Source organism: Spiroplasma endosymbiont of Amphibalanus improvisus, assembly GCF_964030645.1.
Taxonomy (GTDB): Bacteria; Bacillota_I; Bacilli_A; order Mycoplasmatales; family Mycoplasmataceae; genus CAXIPX01.
Genome location: NZ_CAXIPX010000003.1, coordinates 123,503 through 148,496, shown reverse-complemented (window position 1 = coordinate 148,496; position 24,994 = coordinate 123,503). Strand labels below are relative to the sequence as shown.

The following is a 24,994-nucleotide window of genomic DNA, read 5'->3' as shown; positions in this document are numbered from 1 at the left end:
CATTAATATATTTATTCATAATCAGCTACATAATCGTTAACAAATAATTTAACACTATTTAAAAATTCACTTTTTTTATGTTTCAAGTTTCATCAATCAGTGCTCAAAATACGTTCGATTGTTCATCCTTTATTTTCTATCATCGCTTGACGAACATGATCATTTAACAATTGATCCTGACTGCTGTGGTATTGTGCTCCATCACATTCAATACCCATAATATATTGATTATATTTTTTATCAAATAATGCTAAATCTACATGATAATTCAAAACTGAAACTTGATTGCGTACTTCAATTCTCTCTTCATCTTTAAAAAGTGCTCTTAAATGATCGAATACTTCAATTTCATAATCAGAATCAAAAGAAGCTAATTTTCAACTGGTACTAAAATCGTTTGTTTCCTTATTTAATAATAATTTAATACTTTCATGATTATTTTCATAATCTTGCATTAATTCAATGTAGTCTAAATACTCTTTTAGTAATCTTGGTCCTCGTTTGCTTGATTTAATCAAACTGTTATCTAATGACTTAACAATGTACACACAATGTTTTGACCTACTGATTGCAACATTCAATCGTTTTTCACCTTGGTCTTTGGAAAGTGATCCGTATTGGTTTGAAAATGTTCCATCAGCTTTTCTAGAATAAGCAATTGAAAATAAGATGATATCGCGTTCATCACCTTGAACATTTTCAATGTTTTTTACAAATAATGCTTCTGTCGCTTCTCTTTCAAGTTGTTTATAAATATCTGTATTATTCATTGCTTCTTGTTCTAGTTTAATTTGAATTAATTCTTGTTGTGATTGATTAAAAGTAATCACACCAATAGTTTTATCAGGGAAACGCACAGTTAACTCTTTAATTAAATCAATAATCTTATTAGCCTCTAAAACATTCACTTTACCATCTCAATGACCTTCTTCTAGTTGAATTAAATTTAAAGGTTTTAATTTATTATCAATTTCTTTTTTATTAATAATATGCAATTTATTTTCATAAAATTTTGAATTAGAAAAAGCAATCAATTCTTCATACTGACTTCGGTAATGATACTGTAGCATATTTTTATTATCATTATAAAATTGTGAAAATTCTAACAGGTTATTGAAGTTATAATCACCTAGTCCTTCTAATTTAGTTGTATTTGCAATTGTTACATTATATTCTTCATCTTCTTCATCGAAAGCATTAGTTTTTTCAAACTGATTTGAAGGTGGCATTTGTTGTTCATCACCTGAAACAATGTGTTTTTTAGCACGATATAAAATTGGCAGAGTTGTATAAAAATAAATTTGAGACGCTTCATCAAAAACTGCATATTCAAATTCATTTCTAACCATTGGGAAATGATTAACATTAGAAATATGTATCGGATCAGACATTATAATTGGAAACAACAATTTAATAATTTCATAATAATCTCGAAATAAAATTCTGATATGTTTAGTTTTCCCAGAAGCATAAACTTTACCTAATGCTACAAATTTTTGACGAATACTTTTAACAATCTTAATTTTAGCAATGATATTATCTATAACATCATTGTACAATTTATCAGCAGCTTTATTAATGAAATTTTCTTCTAGTATTTTTAATTTTTTGAACGGATTAAATTTAAATTTAATAAATGATACATATTCTAAATATTGTTCATCTTGTAATTCGTATGATTCTTTTGCAATCTTCAGGAATATTTCATTAATTAAAGTTTGATTTAAATTGTTTATATTATTGGCAACTAAAATATCTGTAAAGGAATTTACAAAATCAAATCATTGTTTAAATTCAATTTCATCATTAATGGAAAAATTTGTCTTATTATCGGTTTCTATGAAATTTTTAATAGCATATAGTGTTTTATTCAGTTGATCAACATGCTCTAATTTAAAACCAGAAACTTTTAAATATTCTTTGAAATCTTCTATAAATTTTATTCATTTCTGAGCGTTATTAAAATCTATAAATTGTGCAATAAATTGGTTTTGATCATTTAGAAGTGATGATATTGTTTTCAGATCTGAAGAATCTTCTAAAACATAATTATTATCAATACTGAAAGGTTTTAATTTAAAACATACTTTAATTCAAGATTTGATTTCACCTGGTTTGAGAGTATTTATAATTTTTTCATAATATTCAATTCATTCATTATATTCATGCAATCTTTTTTTAATAAATCTATTAAACTTACGATTCTGGTGCTTAGTGAAGTTTAAATCCATAAATTTATTGTTTAATTTATTATTATTAAATAAAAATTTATGGAATGTTTCTTCGGAAGTAAAAATTTTATAAATGATGTCGTCAGTATAACCAAGTTCAACTAAATCATGGACACTTCGAAATAATTTAAACAATATATCAGCAATTTCTGTATCGGATTGGTCATTAATTCTTTGGATTAAATCAAATTCTTTTGAAGCAAAATCATTAACAAAATTTTGTAAATTTAGAATCGCTTCAGAATCTCATTGATTATTTTTGGTTGCTAAAAATAAATTGTTTAATTTGAAATCAACATTATTTGCAGTCTTATCAAAAATATTGGCATTTAAAAAATCAGAATAATCTTGATAGATATTTTTAGGGAACTTAAATATTTTTCAAATATGGTTATTATCAAAATTTTGGTTTTTTAACTCAAAAATAGTTACAAACAAATTTATTTTTTCCGAGTTAATCGGTTCTGTTCCGGTGAAAATAAATTCTCTAATTTCTTTCATAAAAGATGATGTTATTTTAGAGCAATCAAAATTTTTTAATAATTCACCATTAGTTAAATCTTCAACTGCATCAGTTAATTTTAAGTATTTTTGAAATCTAGCTGATTCGATAAAATCAACGTATTTAGTACGATGTTTTATTTCTAATTGGTTTAATCTTGTTTTTTCTTTTTTATATGATTGTAAAAAGATATCATATTCCTTTTTAGGGCCCGTATAATTTCTTGTTTTTTCAACAATCATTTTTATTGATTCAGATAATGATTTGTTCAAATCTTTAGCTTCTAATTTTTTATCATATAAACGAAAAATAAATTTATTTAATTTACCCAGTTTATTAAAAATTACATCTGATGCTACACGTTTTTGAGTAACAAAAATAGCATTTTTATTTTGGTGCATGATATTGGCAGTTAGATTTAATAGTGTTTGTGATTTACCTGTTCCGGGAGGTCCTCAAATTGTTGATGATTCTGTTAATGATTTGGTTACAGCATTTTTTTGTGATTCATCTAAAGGCGTAATTAAAGTTAAATCTTGCTTTTGTTTTTTAATTTGTAGTTCTTTTTCAGCATCATCATTGAACAAATTGTCGTTAAACTGAAATAATTCACCAAAAAATTCTTGTAAATTAGTTTTTTCTAACTCTTTATAAGCACCTAAAACTGTAGATTTAGATAAATCAAAAATTCCAATAGCACAAACATTTTCGATAAATATCTGCTTCGAAGGAGTTCTACCAACGTTATTGTAAGATTCTAATAATTCAGGTTTGGTATCAATTCCTGTATCTACAATAAAATTATGTTTTAGCGCTTTAAAAACATTAATAAATTGACTTTCACTTATAGAATATCCAATGTTTTCGAATAAATCATGAATGTATTTTTTAATCTTAAAATCTTCTTGATTAAATAATTCAAAATTTAATTCTTGAAATGTATAATTTTGTTTACTAGATGCAGAAAAATTGGCTAATAAAGCATTGTTTAAAACTGGTGATTCCTTGATAATTTTTAATATTCAATAACCACCTTTTTGTTCAACATCTAACTTTCATAAAAATAACGGTGCGCGTGCAATCCCACTACGATCGTTTTTAATAAAAGCCTTTACAAACGGATAACCTACATAAAAGGTATCAACATTTCGTTCTTCTAATAATTCTTTACTTTTATTGATAATTTTTTTAATTTTAAGAATTACTTTGTTTATATCATTTAGTTTAGTTTTTTTTAATTTTTCAATTTCTTTTTCATCTTTGGGCACTGTTAACACATATTTTGTAGTTTCTAATTGTTGGTTTAGTTCACTATCTAGCGAACCTAATTCTTGTTTCGCTAGTTCTTCTAACAGTTCTTCTTTGGGATAAACATTAATTTTAAATTCACCTTTTTTAAAAGCATCTTGAATAGAAATTGGGAAATCATTTTTAACATCTAATATTAGTTTGTTAGTTTCTAAATCTTTAAAGTTAATAGTACTACCACCGATTTTATGTTTAAAACGTGTAAAATATGTAGCATCTGACGATTTAGAATTTAATGCTTGTGATTTATAGAATTGAATTAATTTTTCTCATTTTTCATGATTTGATAAATTAATATCATTATCTTTGGAATTATCGGAATCAACTGGATTATAAACAGCATCATCTTTTATTATATTATCTTTGGAATTATCTTTAGACACAATGTATCTCCTTTTCTGGAATAATTATAACATAATTTAATAAACCAATTTTTTTATAAAAAAATATATTCAATTTATTAAACATTATAAGGTAATCCTGTTTTTCTATGTGTCTAAATTAAGTGCCAATTAAAATTGTTTTCATAAAAAAATGATATTTTAAAAATAATATTTATTATTTATTTAAATTTAAAAATTCCTTTAAATCATTTAAATATTCCTCATTAAAGTTTTTAATCCCCTTAATGTGTCTACACTTATACTGTTTTCATACCGAAATAATTTCTGGTTCACATTTAACTTTATTTTGGTATGCTCTTTTAGCGTATTTCATTGGAATAATACGATCAAATTCACTGCCGATATATAAACATCTAAGTTGGTGCAATGATTCTAAATCCAACCCTGGTTCAATTTTATTAACATCAAAATGAAAATTTGAATAAATAAATTTTTGTACAATATCAAAATATTCATAATAATTTAAAATAATAATATTCTCCATAAATCATTCTAATAATTCTCGAAAAGAAGATGTGGTGCTATCTAAAATTGCTCAATCATTGATTTTAAAATCAAAACCATTTTGTTTAAAATAATTCATTATAGTGAAAGTGCCCATACTTCAACCAAAAAAGTTTACTTTTGAACATCGATAATTTTTAATTAAATAATTAACCACTGCCGATAAATCCTTTGTTTCATCAAGTCCTAATGTCACTTGTTTTTTATCTGAATCACCGTGGCCTCGATGGTCAAAAATTGCAATGTTAAAACCCATTCTTAACAATTCAATCCCAAAAATCATAGCTTGTTGACGATGATTGTTAATGCCGTGCGATAACACTACCCATTCATTTTGAAGTTTGGGATTTTTAACTCATGAATTAATATATGTAGTTTTAATTTTTACATTATCATCTGTTGTGACTAATAAAGATTGAAAATTACATTTTTCATTTAATTCATTATCTTTTATTTCAATTTTGTTATTAAATAAATACTTTTTAATAATTTCTAATTCACTAATATTTTCTTGTGTTTCTTTTCGAGCAACTCAGTCGTTAGATAAACGGAAATTTAGCAATTTCTTAATTGTTAATAATTTAAGATAAATTACCTTATTATTGATAATTTCTTGGTATTCTTCTTTAGTATATTTTTTATAATTCAATCTTGAGTTCACCAAAAAACCACCACCTTCAATTAAATTAAAATATTATTAACCTTTACAAGATAAAATAAATTTTAAATTTTTGCCTAAAATTTTTTGATTGTTTAAAATAAATTGAGCAAAATTTAATTCCGAATAATTTTCAGTCTCTTCTAAAATGTCAACTAACATTTCACGTGTAGGATCTTTTTGGTTATGTTGATCGGGTATTTCTGTTATTTGTTCTAAAGAATAAATTGCATTTTCAAATATTTTTACAGCAAATTTTTCTGAGCGTTCATGGAATTTATTTGGAATAATTACATCATTTTTTCTAATTCAAATACCATAATTTTTATGTTGTGGAAATGAAATTAGAACATTCTCAGTAGCTGATTTACCAATGATGCAACTATTATTTAAATAAATTCAGTTTTCTTCTATTGTATTAGGTTTAATGATGCAACCTCCTTAATTATTAATAAAAAATAAATAATATAGAGAGATATAAATATTTGTTCATTATACACTAAAAAATGCAATAAAAAAAGGTGATAATGAATTATCACCTTTTTGAACAATTTTATTTAAAGTATTGATCAATGAAGCGCTTGCCACCCTGTCATTTCACATTTTTAAAACTTTTGTCATTATCCCATCCGGATCTGTCCATCTTAGCTTTTGGGCTAGATTTTAGATTGTCTTCGAATCACTTATTAAATTTTTGTTCAGCTTCTTTTAAAGATTTTTCATTATTAGGATCGTTGTATGTGTAAGAATTGTTAAAACTAACGTTTTTTGACATTCTGTTACCTCCCCTAAATAATTACTACTCTTTAATTATACCATATTTTAAAGGTTATTTCAGTAGAATGCCCCTATTTTTTTTCATTTAAGTAGTTAACTAAAATAGTGTAATCTAAATCTTTATTTACATTTTGAGTTTTTCACTTACGAGGATCTAGTGAATCGTGAGTGATTTGAATTTCTTCACCGTTAAATAAAATAGAACCAACAAAATCTTTTATCAGTAAATCTGTTTTATGAACCACTGAAATATACAAATTAACACCAACATTATTAACAGCAGAAACTTTATCATATTTTTTCAAATCTTTATTATCAATTTCCGATTCTATGTATAACGGAAAACAAGTAAATTTATATTTAATAGAATTACCATATTTTTCAATATCTTTTGTAGAATAATCAGACTTATCGCGATAATTAATGGAACTAACAACGACTTTCATATTATCTTTATTAGTTGAATAAACAAAATCTTTCTTAATTTCTAATAAATTTAAATATTGATTTGTTTTATTTTTGCTAATTTTTCGCGCCATTTCCTTTACTGCTCCTTACATATAAATATTGTTATTTAGTTAATAAAAAAATAGATTTATTTTTAAAAAATCTATTTTTTTATTTTAGGATTTTTTAGATTACTCTTAATTTCTTCAGTTAAAGAAATTAATTTTTGTAAACAATTAATCAATAGTGTCCTATTATCTTTAATGTGATCACGAATTCCTAAAATCTTTTGAAACTCTGGTAAAGATTTCATAAATTTTTCCAAATTAGCGATTTTACCTTTATTTACTAATTGTTTTTTTAATAATTTTAATTCCAATTCCTCTTTATGCTCATTTAATTCAATATGTTTTTTTAAATACACAATGGCATGTTTTCTGTTACTATCCATTTTAAGGTTTAGTTCTTCGGTATTAGCTTTTACATTTGACATTGAATTTATAATGTTATTAAAATTTTTTAATTCTATAGAAACTTGGCGATTGTACCCAGAATCGTGTTGTTTTTTAACTTGTTCAAGATAATATATCATTTGTTTTTCGTAAGTTTTATTTTCACGCAATGTTGGTTTTTTATTTGTATCAAAGCGGTAATTATAATTAGTATTTTTATATTTTTCCATGCTAACTTTTGCATTTTTAGAAGGTGTATAATTTCAATTAAATTTAATTCCTTCACCATCATTTGTATTATTTTTACGCTTATTTTTTTTACGTTGAATTTCTTCATTAATTTCATTTAAACGATGAATATCAGAGGCTGGTAAAACACCAACCAATTTATCGATATTTTTAATATCTTTTTTAATTTCTAATAAATCGCTATCTTCATATTTATAATTAGTTTTACGGATAATTTCAAATTCTTTTGGTTTCTCAGGACGTGGTGCTGGTGCAGCAAATTCACGGTAAGAAACCTCCTTATTAATATTTTGAATTAATCGTATTAAAATGGTATTTTGAGTTTCTTCTACTTCTAAAATTTCATCTGGTAAAATATTAAAATCTACCAATGATAAATTTTGTTCTTTTAATTTTTGTACTTGTTGACTAAGAACGGGACGGCGATCTGGCATAATGTTCACCTCTTCATCTTCGTGCTTTCGATAAACTTTTTTTGGTGATATATTTTTTTTAATTATCTTTTGGCTATCTAAAATTTCTTCATCTAAATTAATTGTATTGTTAATTGAAACATTGTCATACCCACCTGAACCATGGGATTGATGCAAGTCAAAACGGTTTTCATTCTCTTGCATAGTTTGTAACTTATTTTCAATAATTTGTGTTAACTCAGAATTTCGTTTTAGTTTTTGTTGAGCTATTTTTAAAATTTTATCTTTTTTATTTTCTTTATTGAATTTAAGTTCTTGGTTTTCTATTGAACTACCTTCAACTTTAATTTCTTGATGTTTCATTGAGTTTAATTCTTTTTCACGTTTTTTATAAATATTTTCAACAGTATCAATAACACCTTCAAATTCTTCAGTTTTTTCTACTTTATACAATTTTGGATCAATATACGCAGAACGAGCACGTACTTGTTCTCAAGTGCGATTCCCTTTATAAATGACATCATTTTTTTTAATTCCACCACGTTTTAAATTATTTTTTTCTTGTTCGTCAGAATAATATTGTGTTAATTTTTTATAATCATCATCACGTAAATGCATACTTCCATATAGCATTTTGATAGTTTGTGGTGTTAATTTACTAATGTACAAGTCATTGATGTCGCGGTTAGAATCAATAATATGACCATAATTTATTTTTTTGTCATTCTGTTTCTGTGAGTCTTTTTTTATTGCCATTATTTTCCCCATCCAATTATAAATTACTATTGTTAATATAATTATACCATAAAATCAGTAATAAATAATACACTAAAAACAAATAAATGCCAATATAATTAAATTATTTTTTATTTTTTCAAGATTTTATAAAATGTTTCTTCTTTTGCTTTGTTTCTTCTGGAGGTAAATTTTGATAAATAGCGTTTTGCTCTTGAATTTGTTTAGCAATTTCGCGCATAATTCCCGCCCCGGAATTTAACGAGGTTTTAATATTATCTTCTAGTTCAAATAAATTTGGTGATTCTACAATACTTGGTGGTGTAATTCCAGAATCAGATGCTAAAAAATTATTACTAATTTTTGGTAATTTACTGTTCTTATTAAGTTCCTTTAAAAAAACAGATCGTTTTGTTAATTCTTGTAAATGAATTTTTTGTAATTCAATTAAAGAATATTTATGTTTTTTAACTTTAATGGCTTTGGTTAAATTTTGCTTCAAAACCTGATCTTTATTATTTAATCATCTTTCTTTTTCTATGGCTCATTTAGTAGCAACTTCCGGGCGTTTTGCAGAATCTACACCAAACGATGTGATCACATCATCGAAGTATTTAGCAATAATTTCATCCTCTGGAGAATTGCGTTTTGGTTCAATGTTATCAATGCTTAATTTTTTTTTAATCATATATTCACCACTTTATTATTTTTTACTTATAAATGATTCTTTTACTTTCTTTAAATTAATAATAATATAAAAAATTTAACTTAAAAATAAGTTAAATTTTTATCAACATAATTTATTTACTTATTGAATAAACTTGATTTTTGTTCTTGTTTAGCAATTCTAATTTCATTTTTTTTAATTTCAAAATCTAATTTAATAACTTTTAAAGCTATTTGTTGAGCTTTAAAATCTGGTATTTTTTTAATTTCTTCTACTCTTTTAACTCACTCAACATCCTTTTCAGATAAACGGAAGTTAATTTTATTATTGTTAATAATTTTTTTAAATTCTTCACGTTCTTGTAAAATTTTCGGTGTTTTTGGTGGGTGATTTTTATAATGTAATTCACGTTTGCGATAATCGCGATTTACTCTTCCGGAATTTTTTAAATTATATTCGTATAATTTTTGTTTACGAATAATTTCTTGATTATTAGCTAATTTTTCTAATTCAATTTTACGGATTTCTGAAGGCAAATAACCATCATAATGATAATTTTGGATTGCCACATAATCAGTTACTAAATCTGGTGTTTTTTTTTGGATCACGATAATCAATTTTATAATCTTTTAAATTCTTATGATAAGAAATATCTTCTAAATTATTAACCCCTGTTTTTTTTGATTCAATCAATGTTGCACTAGTTTGCATTTCAATTGGTTTTTTTAGAATACTTTTTTTGCTATTTTCAAAATTATCATCAGAATCTTTTAATACTTCGATCCCATTTTGTAATTTTACTAAATCGGGACGATTTTCTGGAGAAATATAATTAATTGAATTTAAATCATTTTCAGAAATATAATTTCAATTATGTGGTTCTTTCTTATTTAACACATAATTGTTTTTTATTTTGACTATTTTTTCATCAATCTTTTTACTTTCTTTAATTTTATCATCAAAGTTTTTTGGACGTATTTCTGGTGGATTGATTTCTTTTTCACGTTTACGTTCCTCTAACTTTTGTTGTCTAATTTTCTTTTGTTCTTTAGCAATTTCTTCTTGGGCAATTTTTTTAAAGTTAGGTTTAGGAAAAATTTTAATATCTTGAACAATATCGCTATCCAAATAAAATCCTTCTTGTACACGCGTTAGTTGTTGATCTTTATTTCCAAAAGTTTCAAAATGTTGACGTTCTAAAGTTAATTTTTTATTTTTTTTTAAATTATTTTTTTTAACTTTATTTAAGATTAACTCATGATAACTTAATTTTTGTTTTTCACTTTGTTTATCATTTAATTCAGATTCAAATAAACGTTCTTGTGAATTTCTTAACTTTAATAAATGAACTTGTTTTGGAGTTAAATTAAGTGATTGCGTAACTTTTTCTAAATTTTCATCAGAAAAATCTTTTTCAACAACCTTTTTTTCTTTCACACCAAGGTCGGCAAAATTTTTTCTTGCAACCTTAGAATCTCTTTTTTGTAATAAAGTTTCTACTTTGTCATCTAAATGTAATTCTCGCTTTAAGACTTTGGCTGGTTTAATGATTATTGGTTCTGGTGGTAAATTTAAAAAGCGTGTGGCTTTTTTTAAATTTTCACGAATTAAACGTACAGATTCTTCAGAATCATCACGATGACGAATTAAGTGAATTTGTTGACGGTTCAAACCACCAGTTTTTGCAGACTCTTTAATTACTTCATTAAAAGTTTTATAACTACTATTGACTTTTGCTTTTTTAGCATCAGCACGTGCTTTGTTGATAACTAACTCTAAACTAGTATCAGTCTCTTTAATAACTTTATTAAATTGAGTATTTTGTTTTGAAAATTTTTCACGTTCAGCGATAGTACTTTTCTCATAGTTTTGAGCTTTGATAAAAAAATTAATTTTTTTGGTTGAAAATAATTCGCGTCCTAAACCTGTAGGTTTTGCTTCAGGTGTTTTATAGTGATGTAAAATTTTCAAAGTAGCTGGATATAACGCGGCATTTTCGATGATATTTTTACGTTTTTCTTCAACATCGATTGTTTTAGTTGATGCAGATTTTTTACTTGCTGATGGAATTGCTGTTGTAGCTTTCTTGGGTTTATTATTAGTTGTTTTTTCAACTTTGGTTTCAGGTAAACTTTTTTTAATTACAGGTTTTTTTATAGTTGCTGGTTTAGTTACTTTTTTATCTGTTGATTTTTTAACACCTTTTTTTTCAGAAGTTAACTCTTTAGTCGCACTTTTTTTCACTGCTACTTTTGACGCAGATTTTTTAGTATTTTTGGGTTTATTTTTCATCATTTTTTCTACAAAATGACTAAATTCTTTTTGGTAATATAATTCAATATCTTCTGAAATAATATCTAACTCTTCACGTTCAAGTTTAATCATTTCAATTTCATCCATTAAAAGTAAATGATCGGCAGATTGTTTTCAAGCATTAGAAATTATCTCTTTCAACTCATCACTGATTTTTAACTCTGTTAAAACATCATAAACAAACTGAATATTTTTTGCTTCATTTATTTTATAATTAAAAAGATATTTATTCATAATATAACCCCTGTTAATAACCCCATTTGTATCAAAAGAAAGATAACATATAAATTAATTATAACATTTTTTTATATAGATTAAAAATAAAATAAAAAAAATAATGATAAAAAATTATATACTAATGTATTAATAATTTCTAGTTTTAAATAATTTTAAATTAATTTTGGCATAAAAAAACAGCTCTGAACCGCTGAAATAGTACTTAAGTGTAGAGCTGCTGACTTGTTGAGCGGTTAATAATCCTTAAGTACCTGTAACGTTAAAAAAAACGTTATGAGAATTGCCCTTGCGGGCAATATAATTATACTATTATTTTTATATTTTAAAAATAAAATATGTGTTATCATTAAATAAAATATATTATTGATAAAAGGTTATTTATAAATGTACTCAAATGATAATAATAATTTTAAATCAGTTAGAGAAGTAAAAGTTGTTACTGATAATAAAAATGATGCTAAATTACAAGAGATCGTGAATAAATTAAGTAAAAAAATAAAAGACCCGAAATTAGTTGTTATTTTAAAAGAATTAACTAATTTACGGCTTTCTACTGCAACTATTGAAAAGTTAATTAATTTTAAAAATGAAGTTTCTATTGAACAAAAAGAAGTTTTAAAAAACATTAATCGTTTGATTGGTCATTCCACAAATTTTGACGATTCTTTCACGAATAAAGCTAAAGAATTAATTGAACAATTAAATTCAGCAAAAGCACTTGGTTTTAATAAATTTAATAAAGAACCAAATGTAATTTATGAACCAAAAAATATAAATCAATTAGATAATAAAACTGTCTTTAAAGATGAAAATAATAAAACTGATGTTATTCAGGTACAAGATTTAACAGATGATAGATATGTCAAAAAAATAAAGAAAACTGATAAACCGTTAACTCAAAGTACAAAAACTGATTCTGATCCAAAAATAGTCAACTTCAAAAATAAACAAAAAATTAAAGATTTTAACTCTAAAAATCATCATCGCTTTAGAAATGGTTTTGGTTTAGATAATTTTAAAAAATGAAACAAAAAAAATAAATAGTATTTATACTATTTATTTTTTAATTGATACTTTTAAACTATAGTTTTGTGATTGCATAGGTTGTAAACTTAAAACACTTGGTTTAGTTTTTAACGTTTGATTTTCATTACCTTTGACATCTTGGTGACTTGCTCATGGTTCTACACAAAAGTAATTAGCTTCATTGTCACATTTTCAAAATACAACATATTTATAATTTTCACAATCAATTGCCAACTCTCTTGTTTTATCTACTAAAGAAAATATAGATTCATCATTAAAGATAAAATAAGCATTGGATTTTGCGAAATTAAATTCATCAACAACAAGACTATCAATAACAGTTGTTGGTAAATTATCATCCATGAATGTATCATCTGGAACAGTTATAATTTTTTGTTTTTTTGAAAAGTTTACTTGGGCAGTTTTGCTGTCTATTAAAAATGCCGGATGTCATCCGAAACCATAAAACATTTCTTCGTTTGAATTATTTGTTATTTCCACATTGCTAATAATAGTTTTATTTTTAATTTCGAAAAAAACTTTTAATGCAAAATGGAATGGATATATATCAATAAATTCATTATTATCTTCAAAACTAAAGATAATTTTTTCATTAGTTTTTGATAAAATTTTTCAATTTTTTATCAAACGAAAAAAACCATGATTATTCATTTGATATTTTTTATCTTTATGAAAATATTCATTATTAATAAATTTACCTGTTCAAGGAAAACAAATCGGTCATTGTTTTTTTCAAGCATCAGCCTTTTGATATACATATTCTTGATCGTTCATTTTTATCGAACATATTTCTAAGGGTGAATCATTAATTTCAACTTTTATATATTTATTTTTTAATTCATAAATCATTTAATTATCCTTTTTTTTATAAGTTAGAAAATGTTGTTCTAATTTATCTAACTTTTGTTTTCGAATATTAACATTATTTACTAATTGACTACTTTCGTCATAAAAACCCTTAATCAACAAGGGCTTATCTCCAACTAAGCCTTTTTCTAAAAATAAATTATATATCTTTTCAAAGTGTAAAAATTTATTTTCTGAGATAGGAATTGTAGTTGGATAAAGGTTAAAAAAATCAAAAGCAATCGTTATTTGGGTATCGATTTTTTTATATTTGGAATTTAAATACATAAAAAAGAAAGATGAACCTGATCCAGGTTCATGATTATTTTTAAAAATGATTATTTTTTGAATTTTTGAATTTTTCATAAAAAACAAATATATAGCTACTTACGAATTGAAAGGTCGCTAATTATATTTTTATAACTTTCATGATTATTAATGCTTAAATAATTTAAAAAATGTTTTCTTTGAGCTACTTTTTTTAATAAACTTCTTTTTGTAGGATAATCTTTTTTATTAGTCTTAAGATGTTCTGTTAAATTCATAATATCATGAGTTAATAGTGCAATTTGAAATTCTGTAGCACCAGTATCTTTTGGGTTTTTACCATATTTTTTCAGTAATTCTTGTTTGTTTTCCTTACTTACCATTAAAATTTCCTTCTTTTTATTATATAATAACATCTCTAAACTATAAATAAAAGAATTATTTTAATAATTTAAAAAATTCTACTGTATTTTTTAAATCTATATTTAATTGATATTTCAATTGGTTTTCAGATGTAAATTTTAAGTTGGGTCTCATAAAATCTAAAACATAAATTTTAATATTTTTACCATAAATATTTTGATTAAAATTTAGTATATGAGTTTCAAAAACTAAGTGATTATCAATCTCACGATAGCAACTCATTGAGTAATATCATTTATTATCAACAAAAGTTTTGGTATAAAAACTGCCATAATTGATTAATAATTTATTTTCCAAAATAATATTAACAGTCGGGAAATCTAACTTTCTACCCAGATGTTTAGCTTCAACTACCATCCCTTTGATTGTGTAAGGTTGTTTCATTAACATATTCGCTTTAACTAAATTATTTTTATGCAGAAATTTTCTTATCATCGTTGAAGAGACTTTTCTATTATGATAAGAAACATCATGAATCAAAGTTACATTTTTTTTACCAAAAAATGTTTGTAGTAATTTATTATTACCTTTAGCCTTGAACCCGAAATGAAAATCTTTACCCGCTATAACTTGTTTTACATTATAATTATTTTTCAATATTTTTAAAAATTCAACTGGTAATATTTGCAAGTTACTATCATTAGCATTAAAAGCTAAAAAATAATCAAAATGCATTTTTCTAACTACTTCCATTTTAGAATCATAATCTAAAATTAATGGTTTAAATTTTAACTTATTATTTGCGACATTATTAAAGGAGAAAAAAATAGTCTGTAGATTATTTTTTTCTCCTAATTCTAAAGTTTTGTTTAATAATTTTTGATGACCCAAGTGAAAACTATCAAAAGCACCTAAACAAATGATTGTAGAATTCATTTTTAGATTATTAATTGATTTATCAAAAACTAAATTTTGCATTATCCTGCCTTTAAAAAATTAAGTTCACAATCCACGTTTACAACGATACATATGTTTTCCTATATGTTCATAAACAGCTAGTAAGGATTTATCCTTACTTATCAAAAATATAAACGGTTCTGAGTGACCATCAATAATAATTGGTACTCCATTTTTAATTTCATCAATGTTATAATGAACAATCATTGGTTTTTTATTTGTGAGTAATGCTTCATACCCAGATATTATGTCATTTATTTCTACCTTTTCAAGTGATTTAGCATCTCTTAAATCAAAATGACCAGATTTAGTTCGGATTAATTCTACAACTGTAGCATAAGTACCTAAAAAAATGCCGATATCTTTACATAGACTACGTATATAAGTACCCTTGCTACAATTAGCTTTTAATTTAATTGTTCCATCTTTTTTATTATAATTCATTAAAGTTAAGTTTTTGATCGTTACTTTTCTGGATGATACATCAACTTGCTCATCTTTAATAGCATATTCATATAATTTTTTACCCTTAACTTTAATAGCTGAATAAATTGGTGGTATTTGGTCATATTCTAAACCATTAAAATAACTCACACATTGTTCAACCTCTAATTGAGTTATTAATTTTGGTTTTTGCACAGCAGAGATTCTACCTTCTGAATCACCAGTATTTGTTTGCATAAATAACTGCATAACGAATTCATATTCTTTATCATCATTTAATAAAAAATCTGATAATTTTGTATCTTGATTAATAAGCACTATCAATAAACCAGAAGCCAGCGGATCTAAAGTTCCGGTGTGTCCCGCTTTTTTGATGTTTAACTGTTTTTTTATTTTTTGAAGAACATCATTTGAAGTTATCCCCACTGGTTTATCAACTAGTAATACTCCGCGCATACTTGCTCCTTTGCTAAAATTTTGTGTTAGCATTATTTTTTCTATTATGTTATAATTATAATGTATATATGATAAGTGGGTTTCATTGTATATGTAGATATTTAATTAGTCTAATGATGTTGGATTAGGGGTTCAATTTAATTCTATTTGTTTTTTCAGATTAGAGGTTCAATTATTCTAATTAAAATTATTTTGTAAAGCAAACGAAATTAGTTTGCTTTTTTTATTGCTAAAATTCATAACCAATTAAAAAATCTTTATCTTCTATTTTTTTTAATGACTGCAACATCGATTGGATTCGCATGAAATAATTGTTTGTTTTAATCATTGGATATTTACGATCAAAAAAGATTTTTGAATAAATAAAACGTTCCTTATAGATGCTAAGCCAATTATGCGCAATTAAATTTAAATCATCCATAATTTCTCGCTGGTTCAAATTCATTGCCTGTTTTTGTTTAATAGGATCTAATTGTGCATATAATTCATCATTCTTAGTATTAAAATTAATTGCATAGTCACTATACCCTGCTACTCCCTTATCTTTAATAGGTGTAACATATATTCTTCCATCATGCGATCTTACCCTGTCAAATTCGGTGCGCGATATTTGGTCTGATGTTAACTTATTTTGAACATAAGTTAAATCATCATATTTTTTTAAATCAAAAATTTCAAAATCCACATAATAATCGTATGGTGTTAAAAAACAATTATTTTCAAACCAACTATAACGAGAGATGGAATTAAAGATTTCCTCTTCAATGAATTCAAATTCACGGAAAAAATGAGAATTTTTATTTCATACTTTTTTTAAAATGAAGTAAAATAAATCATCTGGATTAATGTGTTTTCCTATTCAACTACGAATAAACTTAGTTTGTTTAAAATCATCTAATTTTAATTTTGGATTTTTCTTTTCAAAATTAATTAAAAATTTTTTATATTTCATTAAAAAAAACTCATAAAATCAACGACTAATTGTAGTGTAAATAACATAACTATATTCAAAAGTACCATCAGTTGATGATTTAATAATTTTAACCAATGTCCTTAATAATCCATTGGATAACTTATTCATTTTATTGAAAGCGTCTACTACTACAATGGCATTGTCATGTTTATTAGCTTCATTAACTCAAATGTAATAACGATCGATGTTGTCATGATCTGTTTTATAAATAAATGGTATAACTTGAAAACGTACATTTAAAGATTCAATAATAGTATTTATATGAAAACATCCAAATTTAGTTAATTTAACTTCTTCTTTCTTTCCAAATACTTTTAATAATATTTCTTGAACATCGCTGTAAAATTGCTTTCAAAATTTATCAATATTATGAGGCTTATTCTTAATTATTGCAATACTAACAATCAATTGTTTTTTTTCTACTAAAGTTTTAGTACCAAATTCACTTAAGCCTTTTGTTTGATAACCCTTCTTGCTAGCATTATTTAAAATCAAATTAAATTTTTCATCAATACTTTTTTTTACAATCTTATCAATGTTTAAAATTTTTTTAACCACACTATTAAGTTTTATGTATTTTAAATCTTCTACTTTCATAAAATAACCTATCTATCAATGATATTAAAAAAACAATCATAAACCTGCTGAACACAAAGAAATACAATAAGGAATAATATATATTAGTTGTGCTGAAGTAACTAATAAAACAGACAAAATAAAATATAGTGAAAAAATTATTATTATTACAGACAAAGGTATGACCAAAAATTTGGTAAATCCAAAAAATGGTAAAATAATCAAAGCAAAACCGGCAATTATAGAAATTAAAATTGTGGTGATTTGTCAATTATCTGCTGAAACAAACATCAGTTGATAAGGTGTCAGCACATCAAAAATCATTAACACACCAAAAACAATTGATGTAATTCCAGATAGTAATAATGTTGTTCTAATGAATGGACGAATAATAAAATCTGCTATTTTTTTCATATAACCTTTTTATTCTTTCTTTCAAATATTACATATTATTATAACAATTTTTTAAAATATTTGTTTAAATTATAATGTTTTCTAACATAATTTTAAAAAAAACATCAATAAATATTGATGTTTTTTTTAAAATAAAATATTTAAAATTTTATAACTATGCTATTGATACTGATGGAAAATAATATTGAAATATAATCGTATAATATGGTCTTAAATTATTGATGTCATCATAAAAAATAAAATCATCTCGATATTCTTTGTTAACTGTAAGTTGAAAACTTGTACAAGCTTGAATAGTTGAACCGTCTTCAGAATTGTTTGTAAAAACAGCATGTATCCATTGTTTTTGTGCAGTCGTCGTAGGATCTGTATCAGTTGGAAGTAATGGTATTAATTCTTCACCATCTTCACCATTCATTAAAAACTTAGCGACCGCTTGTCCTGAAGTTGTGTTTGTATCTTTAAATGTGTAATAACCTTTTTCATCTGGTTCATTAAAATTATATTGTGGTGATAGATCCAAATTATTTGCACTTAAGTAAGATTTATATTCTGGTGGAATTGCTGCATTATTGTTAGAAAAAACTGTAGAAACATGATGTGCAATAGTTCCAGCTGATAGTGGAGAATATGGATCATTATATCCTCCATCAAGATCAGGTTGCATACTTGAATCTACATTACTCAAAAGAAAGAAATTAGATAATTCATTGTCTTCATAATGAGCAAAACCACTATAAATTTTCTCTAAATGACACGCATCATAACATTTTGTGTTAAATGATAAAGTTCCAGTAATTTTATCAGTATGAGTTTTTGCAGTCACTGTCCCTTTTATTGTACTTCCGTTAGTAAAATCACCATTAACTACAATATTAAATTCTGCATCACCATACGCTGAATCTATCTGGCTAAGTTCACCTTGTAGAGCTGCAGTTAAATCTTTTTCAAATTGATCAGCATCTAAAGGAACGCCTGTGTCTGAATTGTTATATTCTGAAGGATAATAACCAGAATAAAATAAATTTGCATTATTAGAAGCTATTTTTACATTTGAAGATTTAGATAATGATAATTTATCTATTGCTCCCAAATCTACTTGTTGCGAAGTTTGTTCTACAGCAATCGTTTTTGAACCTTTTATATTTTGACTATTATCAGCAGCTGTAACAGTCAAATCAAATTGTTCACCTTGTGTTGCATCATATCAATTTTCTGGAATATCAAAAACTAATTCACTTATATCAACAGAGTTATTTTGTGCATTAATCATATTGAAAATTAAAGTTTCCAAAGCATCATCAGTTGTTGTTATTGTTCGATTAATATTAATGCTATCAGTTAAATTAACTAAATCATATCTTGTATCAACAACATCATCACTTCCACAAGCGACAACACTCATCACAGGTACTACCGCTACACTCATTGTTGATAACAAACTCAAGATTTTTTTCATATGCGACCACCTAAAATTTATTTTTAAAAAACTATATTATAATTATATCATTTTTTAAAAAAAAAAATTAAGTATATAATTTTACAATAATTAAAATTATAAAACAATAAATATTACATAATTAATAATTTAAATTATCATTTTATTTAAATTGTTTTAGCTATAGTAATATTATTTATTTTTTATTTAATTTGAAAATAAGCTTCTATAAATAAAAAAACCTAATTAAATAGGTTTTTTTATTAAAACTAAAATTAATTGTAAGTCAAATTCATTATGCAACTAGTAATTATGCATTTATAATTATAAATGCATAATTATGTTTGTTTAAACATTTTAAAATATAATGATTTTAAAATTCACTAATCACATCAACATTTTCAATAACAGTGCTAGGTTACAATCAAACATTTAGATTAAATTGTAGGAAAATAATATTTAAAAATAATCTGCTTCTCATCATTTGTTAAAATAAAATCTTGTCCATATTGCTGCTGATCTATTGTAGCTGTAATTGCTATAGATATTTCATTTTCATCAATAGTACATTTATTATTTCAATCCTTATTAACTTGGTTAGTTTTGTCCTCATTGGTTAGAGGGGTCAATTCTAACAATATAACTCCCGGAGATTTTATTTGATCATCTTGAAATGTGTAATAACCATTTTGATCTGGTTCACTAAAATTATATTGTGAAAATAGATTGATTGATTTAGATGAAAAATAACTTTGATATTCCGGTGGAATACTGTAGTTTTCTGCAGATGTAATATCATGATAAATGGTTCCTGCTGTTTTCTGTGAAAATGCTGTATCTGATTTTGGAATCATTGCATCGGGACAATTATTAAACATAGCAGTATTTTCAAAAGTATTGACCGGATCATTGCCTTCAAAATGATTGGTTAATATTGGTGTCAAATCTAATGGAGCATAATTAGTGAATCTAAAGTGTAATACAGAGTCTTCTAAAATACCGTCAGGATCACTATCAACCTTAACTGACCCTTTTACAATTGCTCCTGGTTTTTTAAAATCATCTTTATTATCCCAGTTAAAAGTAAATGTTACGTTGCTTGCATCAGTATTTGGTATAGTATTTATGTAAGTTTTTAAACTCTTGTCAAAATCATTCTGAAATGCTTCAACATCACTTAACTGTTCAGATGGATAATAACCAGAAGCATAATAATCATCCTGACTATTACCTATTTTTACATTATAGTCTTTCGCAAAAGTCAATTGATTAATTTGAGATATATCTACTTTATTTAGATTTGGATTAACCTTTACAGTAGTAGAACCTCTTAAAACAGAACTGCTTTCTCTAGCTTGAATACTAACATCAAAAATGGAATCATCATGTATTCAATCATGATTATCTTTTACTGTAATGTCAAAATCACTAATTTGAACATTAACATTACTGATATTTTCTATTCCTGCCAATATTGGTCATTTTAAGTCTTCGTTAGTTTTAGTTACAGAACGATTAATGTTAAATTGACCAAATGATAAAGAACCTAAATCTAGTCTCTGATCAATTGGTCCATCATCATCACATGCCACTACACACATTATTGGCATCAGAGATAACCCTGCTGCCCCAATGGAACTTAATAATTTTTTCATTATTCACCTTTCATACATTTTGTTAATTTATTATATATTATATATTAATTATTTGATTTCAAAATAATAATTACTTTTAAATGTTATAATTAATAAATTGAAAGTTTAAGGATACATCATGAATAAAAAAATAAATTGTCGCGAAATTGCCAATTCAATAAAATTAAAAATTAAGGATGAAATTTTAGAACAGAAAATAAATCCTTGTTTAGAAATCATACAAGTTGGCACTGATTTTGCCAGCACTAAATATATTAATAATAAAATAAAAGTTGGTGAAGAATTGGGTGTGAAAATTGTTTTAAATAAATTATCAGAAACAATTACACAAAGACAATTATTAAAATTAATCCAAGAAAAAAATGATAATCCTGAGGTTAATGGTATTTTGGTACAATTACCATTGCCCAAACACATTGAACCTAAAATAATTATTGAAGCAATTGATTATAATAAAGACGTAGATGGTTTTCATCCTCATCATTTAGGAAAATTATTTATCGATAATCCAAGCATTGTTCCTGCCACATGTCGTGGAGTCACACATATTTTAGATGCCATTGAATTAGATTTATGCGGAATTGACGCTTGTGTAATCGGGAAAAGTAATATTGTCGGGAAGCCAATCGTTAGTTATTTATTAAATAAAAATGCATCTGTTAGTGTGTGTAGCAAGAGTACAAAGAATTTATCTCAATATACTAAAAATGCTGACCTTATAATTATTGCCGCTGGTGCCCCTGATTTAGTTAATTACCATATGGTGAAAAAAAATTCTATAATTTTAGATATTGGTATTAATGAAAAAAATGGTAAAATTACTGGTGACTTAGCAATCTCTGATAAATTAATTAACAAAATAAAATTGTATACACCTGTTCCGGGTGGCATCGGTTTAATGACTATTGTGAGTTTGTTTGAAAATTTATTAAATTTATATAAAACGCAAAATAAAAGGAAATAAATATGAAATCTTTGGGTTCTATCAAAATAGATGTTACATGAGTAAAAATATTTGGCTGGGTTGCCAGTCTTTGATTATTCATAGGAATAATACTAGCATTAACAATCAAGGGTGTTAGTTATGAATGCTTCAATAATGATGGTGGTGCAATAATTTTTTTAGCAACTTGACTATTGGCTGTATTAACAATGTTCGCTAATACCAAAAAAACTAAATTATTTATTGGATTATTATTTTTTATTTTAGGTATATTGATTTTTATAGGTTCATTGATTACAGATTCTAGTGCCAGTACTATTTTTATTTGATCAATTCCCGCTGTTATTATTGTAGTAATTTCGATTATATGGTTTGTAGATGTGATGAAGCATTCTAATGCCAAAGTGATAAAAGTAAAATAAAAAACTAAACTGAAACAGTTTAGTTTTTTTAAAACAATTTTGAATTAATTAACAGTTTAAGATTTAATTATGAATTTAATAATGTCTTTTTTATTTTAATTTCATAGGCTTCAATGATGTCACCTTCTTTGATATCATTGAATTTTTTAATTGTAATTCCACATTCTTGATCTTTTTTAAGTTCATTGACATCATTTTTACCTTGTTTTAAATTATTAATTTCCCCAATATAAATTACTTTACTATCACGAATAATGCGCACTTTCGCTTTCTTTCTCATCACTCCCGATTGAACTTTACATCCAGCTATAACCCCTACCGATGAATGTGAAAATAATTTACGAACTTCTGCTTCTCCTAAAATAACTTCTTCTTCTACAGGGTCTAATAATCCTTGTGCAACATCTTTAATTTCATCAATTAATTTATAGATTACATTGTATAATAAAACTTCGACTCCATCTTCTTGAGCTTTTTTACGAACATTGTTATCTGGTCTAATGTTAAAACCGATAATTAAAGCTTTTGAAGAGATTGCTAAATCAATATCTGTCGTTGTAATGGTTCCTACACTACCACGAATAATTAATAATTTAACACCAGGAATATCTAGTTTACTTAATCCATTTTTAATAGCTTCAATTGTTCCGTGAACATCAGTTTTTAAAATGATCTTAATTTGCTTTAATTGACCATCTTTAAATTGTTGATTTAATTCTTCTAAAGTTAACGCGTTTTGTTTACGTCTTTCAGTCATTATTAAATTATTTTTTCTTTTTTCTGCAACTTCCCTTGCTAATTTTTCATCACCAAAAACTAAAAATTTAGAACCTGCATAAGGGACATTATTTAATCCTGTGACTGTTACTGGAGTGCTAGGTCCTGCTTGTTTCACTATTTTATTGGCACTATTTCTAATGTTTCGTACATAACCAAACGAAGAACCACATACTAATACATCTTTTTCTTTTAGAGTTCCTGACTGAATCAACAGTGTTGCGACAGGACCTAATGATTTGTCTAATTTAGATTCTAAAACAGTTCCGCTAGCAAAACGATTAGGATCTGTTTTCAATTCTTGTAATTCAGAGACTAATAAAATAGTATCTAACAATTCATCAATACCGTCACCAGTGACAGCACTACCTTTTACATAAGGTGTAGAACCTCCTCATTCTTCTGGAGTTAATTCAAATTCAGATAATTTAGACATTACATTATCTGGCTTAGCACTATTTTTATCCATTTTATTAATAAAAATAATTATTGGTACATCAGCATCTTTCGCATGATCTAAGGCTTCTTTAGTTTGTGGTTTAACACCATCATCAGCAGCAACCACCAAAATCACTACATCAGTAATCATTGAACCACGAGCACGCATGTGAGTAAAAACCGCATGCCCAGGTGTATCAATAAAAGTAATACTATTATTTTTGTCTCGATTAATTGAGTAAGCTCCTATATGTTGAGTGATTCCTCCGTGTTCAGAATCGGTAATGTTGGATTGTCTAATTTTATCTAGTAAAGTAGTTTTTCCATGGTCAACATGACCCATAATAGTAACTATTGGAGGTCGTTTTTTTAATTTACGTTTATCTTCTTCTACTTGTCAATTTTCTAACAAGTTCTCGTGAGTAACCTCAACTTCTTTTTTGAAATCCAGATCAAATTCTAAACATAATTCACCTATTTGTTCTTCAGTTAAAAGAGCATTCTGATTTAGCATCTTTCCTTTATTGAAAAAATATTTAATTGGTTCGCTGACATTTTTATTTATTTTATCAGCAAATTCAATAATAGTCATTTCAGAAGAATAGACAAAAACTCCATCTTTGACTCCAGTATCAATAGATTTTAATTGTTTATTAATATTATCTTTTTGTAATTTAATTTTTTCTTTAAAATCATTATTTTTAGTTATCTTATTTTTACTTGAATTTTTCTTTTTGGGTTTAAAGTTATCTGGTTTTTTGGCATTGTTTTTATTATTTTTAGATAATTTAACAGGTTTTCCACTTTTTTTATTTTCAGTATTTTCTTTAGGAGCGACATTAGTTTTTGGTTTTGCAACAGTTTTAGAATTTGTACTCAATTTATTGGCGATTGGTTTTTCAGCTGTTGGTTTGGTTTTAGAAATGGTTTTTTCTTTTGAAATTGTTTTTTTAATAGGTGCAGAATAATTTGCTTTTGACACTACTTTTTTAGTTTCAGGATTTTTAATTGTATCAACTACTGCTGTTTTTGTTGTAGTTTTTTTAGTTGCAACAGTTTTTTTAGTTACTGTCGGTTTTTC

Annotated in this window: 22 protein-coding genes; 3 read left to right on the top strand and 19 right to left on the bottom strand. The window is 25.3% G+C overall.

All coding sequences use genetic code 4. From position 1 onward, the window contains the following. Positions 1–11 precede the first annotated feature (11 nt). The 9 genes from AAHM77_RS01130 to AAHM77_RS01090 all read right to left on the bottom strand — a co-directional run bounded on the left by AAHM77_RS01130 (position 12) and on the right by AAHM77_RS01090 (position 11,894). Complete coding sequence (locus AAHM77_RS01130; protein ID WP_342252300.1) at positions 12–4,424, bottom strand: AAA domain-containing protein; 4,413 nt, start codon at positions 4,422–4,424, stop codon at positions 12–14. A gap of 175 nt (positions 4,425–4,599) precedes the next feature. Continuing rightward, positions 4,600–5,610, bottom strand: coding sequence for an alpha/beta hydrolase (locus AAHM77_RS01125; protein ID WP_342252299.1), 1,011 nt, complete (start codon positions 5,608–5,610; stop codon positions 4,600–4,602). 36 nt (positions 5,611–5,646) lie between these two features. Then, entirely contained in the window at positions 5,647–5,769 is a 123-nt protein-coding gene (locus tag AAHM77_RS01120; RefSeq protein WP_342252298.1) for a hypothetical protein, read from the bottom strand. Positions 5,770–6,160: 391 nt separating this feature from the next. Then, on the bottom strand, positions 6,161–6,382 hold the full coding sequence (locus AAHM77_RS01115; protein ID WP_342252297.1) for a hypothetical protein: 222 nt from the start codon (positions 6,380–6,382) through the stop codon (positions 6,161–6,163). 73 nt (positions 6,383–6,455) lie between these two features. Next, positions 6,456–6,923 carry a hypothetical protein gene (locus tag AAHM77_RS01110; RefSeq protein ID WP_342252296.1) on the bottom strand — a complete coding sequence of 156 codons (468 nt, stop codon included), beginning with the start codon at positions 6,921–6,923 and terminating at the stop codon, positions 6,456–6,458. A gap of 71 nt (positions 6,924–6,994) precedes the next feature. After that, a complete protein-coding gene (locus AAHM77_RS01105) occupies positions 6,995–8,701 on the bottom strand; it encodes a hypothetical protein (protein WP_342252295.1) in 1,707 nt (568 codons plus the stop codon). A gap of 103 nt (positions 8,702–8,804) precedes the next feature. Beyond that, on the bottom strand, positions 8,805–9,368 hold the full coding sequence (locus AAHM77_RS01100) for a hypothetical protein (RefSeq protein ID WP_342252294.1): 564 nt from the start codon (positions 9,366–9,368) through the stop codon (positions 8,805–8,807). 116 nt (positions 9,369–9,484) lie between these two features. Continuing rightward, a complete protein-coding gene (locus AAHM77_RS01095; protein WP_342252293.1) occupies positions 9,485–9,916 on the bottom strand; it encodes a hypothetical protein in 432 nt (143 codons plus the stop codon). Further along, complete coding sequence (locus tag AAHM77_RS01090) at positions 9,864–11,894, bottom strand: hypothetical protein (protein ID WP_342252292.1); 2,031 nt, start codon at positions 11,892–11,894, stop codon at positions 9,864–9,866. Before AAHM77_RS01090 ends, AAHM77_RS01095 begins: the two co-directional genes overlap by 53 nt. Positions 11,895–12,281: 387 nt before the next feature. On the opposite strand from AAHM77_RS01090, the gene AAHM77_RS01085 reads away from it, so the two are divergent. Continuing rightward, positions 12,282–12,941, top strand: coding sequence for a hypothetical protein (locus AAHM77_RS01085; protein WP_342252291.1), 660 nt, complete (start codon positions 12,282–12,284; stop codon positions 12,939–12,941). Positions 12,942–12,953: 12 nt separating this feature from the next. On the opposite strand, the gene AAHM77_RS01080 is transcribed toward AAHM77_RS01085, so the two are convergent. The 9 genes from AAHM77_RS01080 to AAHM77_RS01040 all read right to left on the bottom strand — a co-directional run bounded on the left by AAHM77_RS01080 (position 12,954) and on the right by AAHM77_RS01040 (position 21,333). Next, entirely contained in the window at positions 12,954–13,793 is an 840-nt protein-coding gene (locus tag AAHM77_RS01080) for an aldose epimerase family protein (RefSeq protein ID WP_342252290.1), read from the bottom strand. Continuing rightward, a complete protein-coding gene (locus tag AAHM77_RS01075; RefSeq protein WP_342252289.1) occupies positions 13,794–14,156 on the bottom strand; it encodes a hypothetical protein in 363 nt (120 codons plus the stop codon). A 17-nt stretch (positions 14,157–14,173) separates the two neighbouring features. Continuing rightward, complete coding sequence (gene rpsO / locus AAHM77_RS01070; protein WP_342252288.1) at positions 14,174–14,440, bottom strand: 30S ribosomal protein S15; 267 nt, start codon at positions 14,438–14,440, stop codon at positions 14,174–14,176. A 55-nt stretch (positions 14,441–14,495) separates the two neighbouring features. Then, positions 14,496–15,398, bottom strand: coding sequence for a riboflavin biosynthesis protein RibF (ribF, locus tag AAHM77_RS01065; RefSeq protein ID WP_342252287.1), 903 nt, complete (start codon positions 15,396–15,398; stop codon positions 14,496–14,498). Between the two features lie 18 nt (positions 15,399–15,416). Then, a complete protein-coding gene (gene truB / locus AAHM77_RS01060; RefSeq protein WP_342252286.1) occupies positions 15,417–16,310 on the bottom strand; it encodes a tRNA pseudouridine(55) synthase TruB in 894 nt (297 codons plus the stop codon). A gap of 196 nt (positions 16,311–16,506) precedes the next feature. Further along, positions 16,507–17,847, bottom strand: coding sequence for a hypothetical protein (locus AAHM77_RS01055; protein WP_342252285.1), 1,341 nt, complete (start codon positions 17,845–17,847; stop codon positions 16,507–16,509). A 24-nt stretch (positions 17,848–17,871) separates the two neighbouring features. Further along, positions 17,872–18,240: a hypothetical protein gene (locus AAHM77_RS01050; RefSeq protein ID WP_342252284.1), complete on the bottom strand. Its 369-nt coding sequence runs from the start codon at positions 18,238–18,240 to the stop codon at positions 17,872–17,874. 154 nt (positions 18,241–18,394) lie between these two features. After that, positions 18,395–19,699: a hypothetical protein gene (locus AAHM77_RS01045; protein ID WP_342252283.1), complete on the bottom strand. Its 1,305-nt coding sequence runs from the start codon at positions 19,697–19,699 to the stop codon at positions 18,395–18,397. Between the two features lie 416 nt (positions 19,700–20,115). Beyond that, positions 20,116–21,333 carry a hypothetical protein gene (locus AAHM77_RS01040; RefSeq protein WP_342252282.1) on the bottom strand — a complete coding sequence of 406 codons (1,218 nt, stop codon included), beginning with the start codon at positions 21,331–21,333 and terminating at the stop codon, positions 20,116–20,118. A 118-nt stretch (positions 21,334–21,451) separates the two neighbouring features. Between AAHM77_RS01040 and AAHM77_RS01035 the strand changes: the two genes are divergently transcribed. Then, a complete protein-coding gene (locus AAHM77_RS01035) occupies positions 21,452–22,297 on the top strand; it encodes a bifunctional 5,10-methylenetetrahydrofolate dehydrogenase/5,10-methenyltetrahydrofolate cyclohydrolase (protein ID WP_342252281.1) in 846 nt (281 codons plus the stop codon). Between the two features lie 2 nt (positions 22,298–22,299). Next, positions 22,300–22,698 carry a hypothetical protein gene (locus AAHM77_RS01030; protein ID WP_342252280.1) on the top strand — a complete coding sequence of 133 codons (399 nt, stop codon included), beginning with the start codon at positions 22,300–22,302 and terminating at the stop codon, positions 22,696–22,698. Positions 22,699–22,765: 67 nt separating this feature from the next. On the opposite strand, the gene infB is transcribed toward AAHM77_RS01030, so the two are convergent. Beyond that, positions 22,766–24,622 carry a translation initiation factor IF-2 gene (gene infB / locus AAHM77_RS01025; protein WP_425288818.1) on the bottom strand — a complete coding sequence of 619 codons (1,857 nt, stop codon included), beginning with the start codon at positions 24,620–24,622 and terminating at the stop codon, positions 22,766–22,768. Between the last annotated feature and the right edge of the window lie 372 nt (positions 24,623–24,994).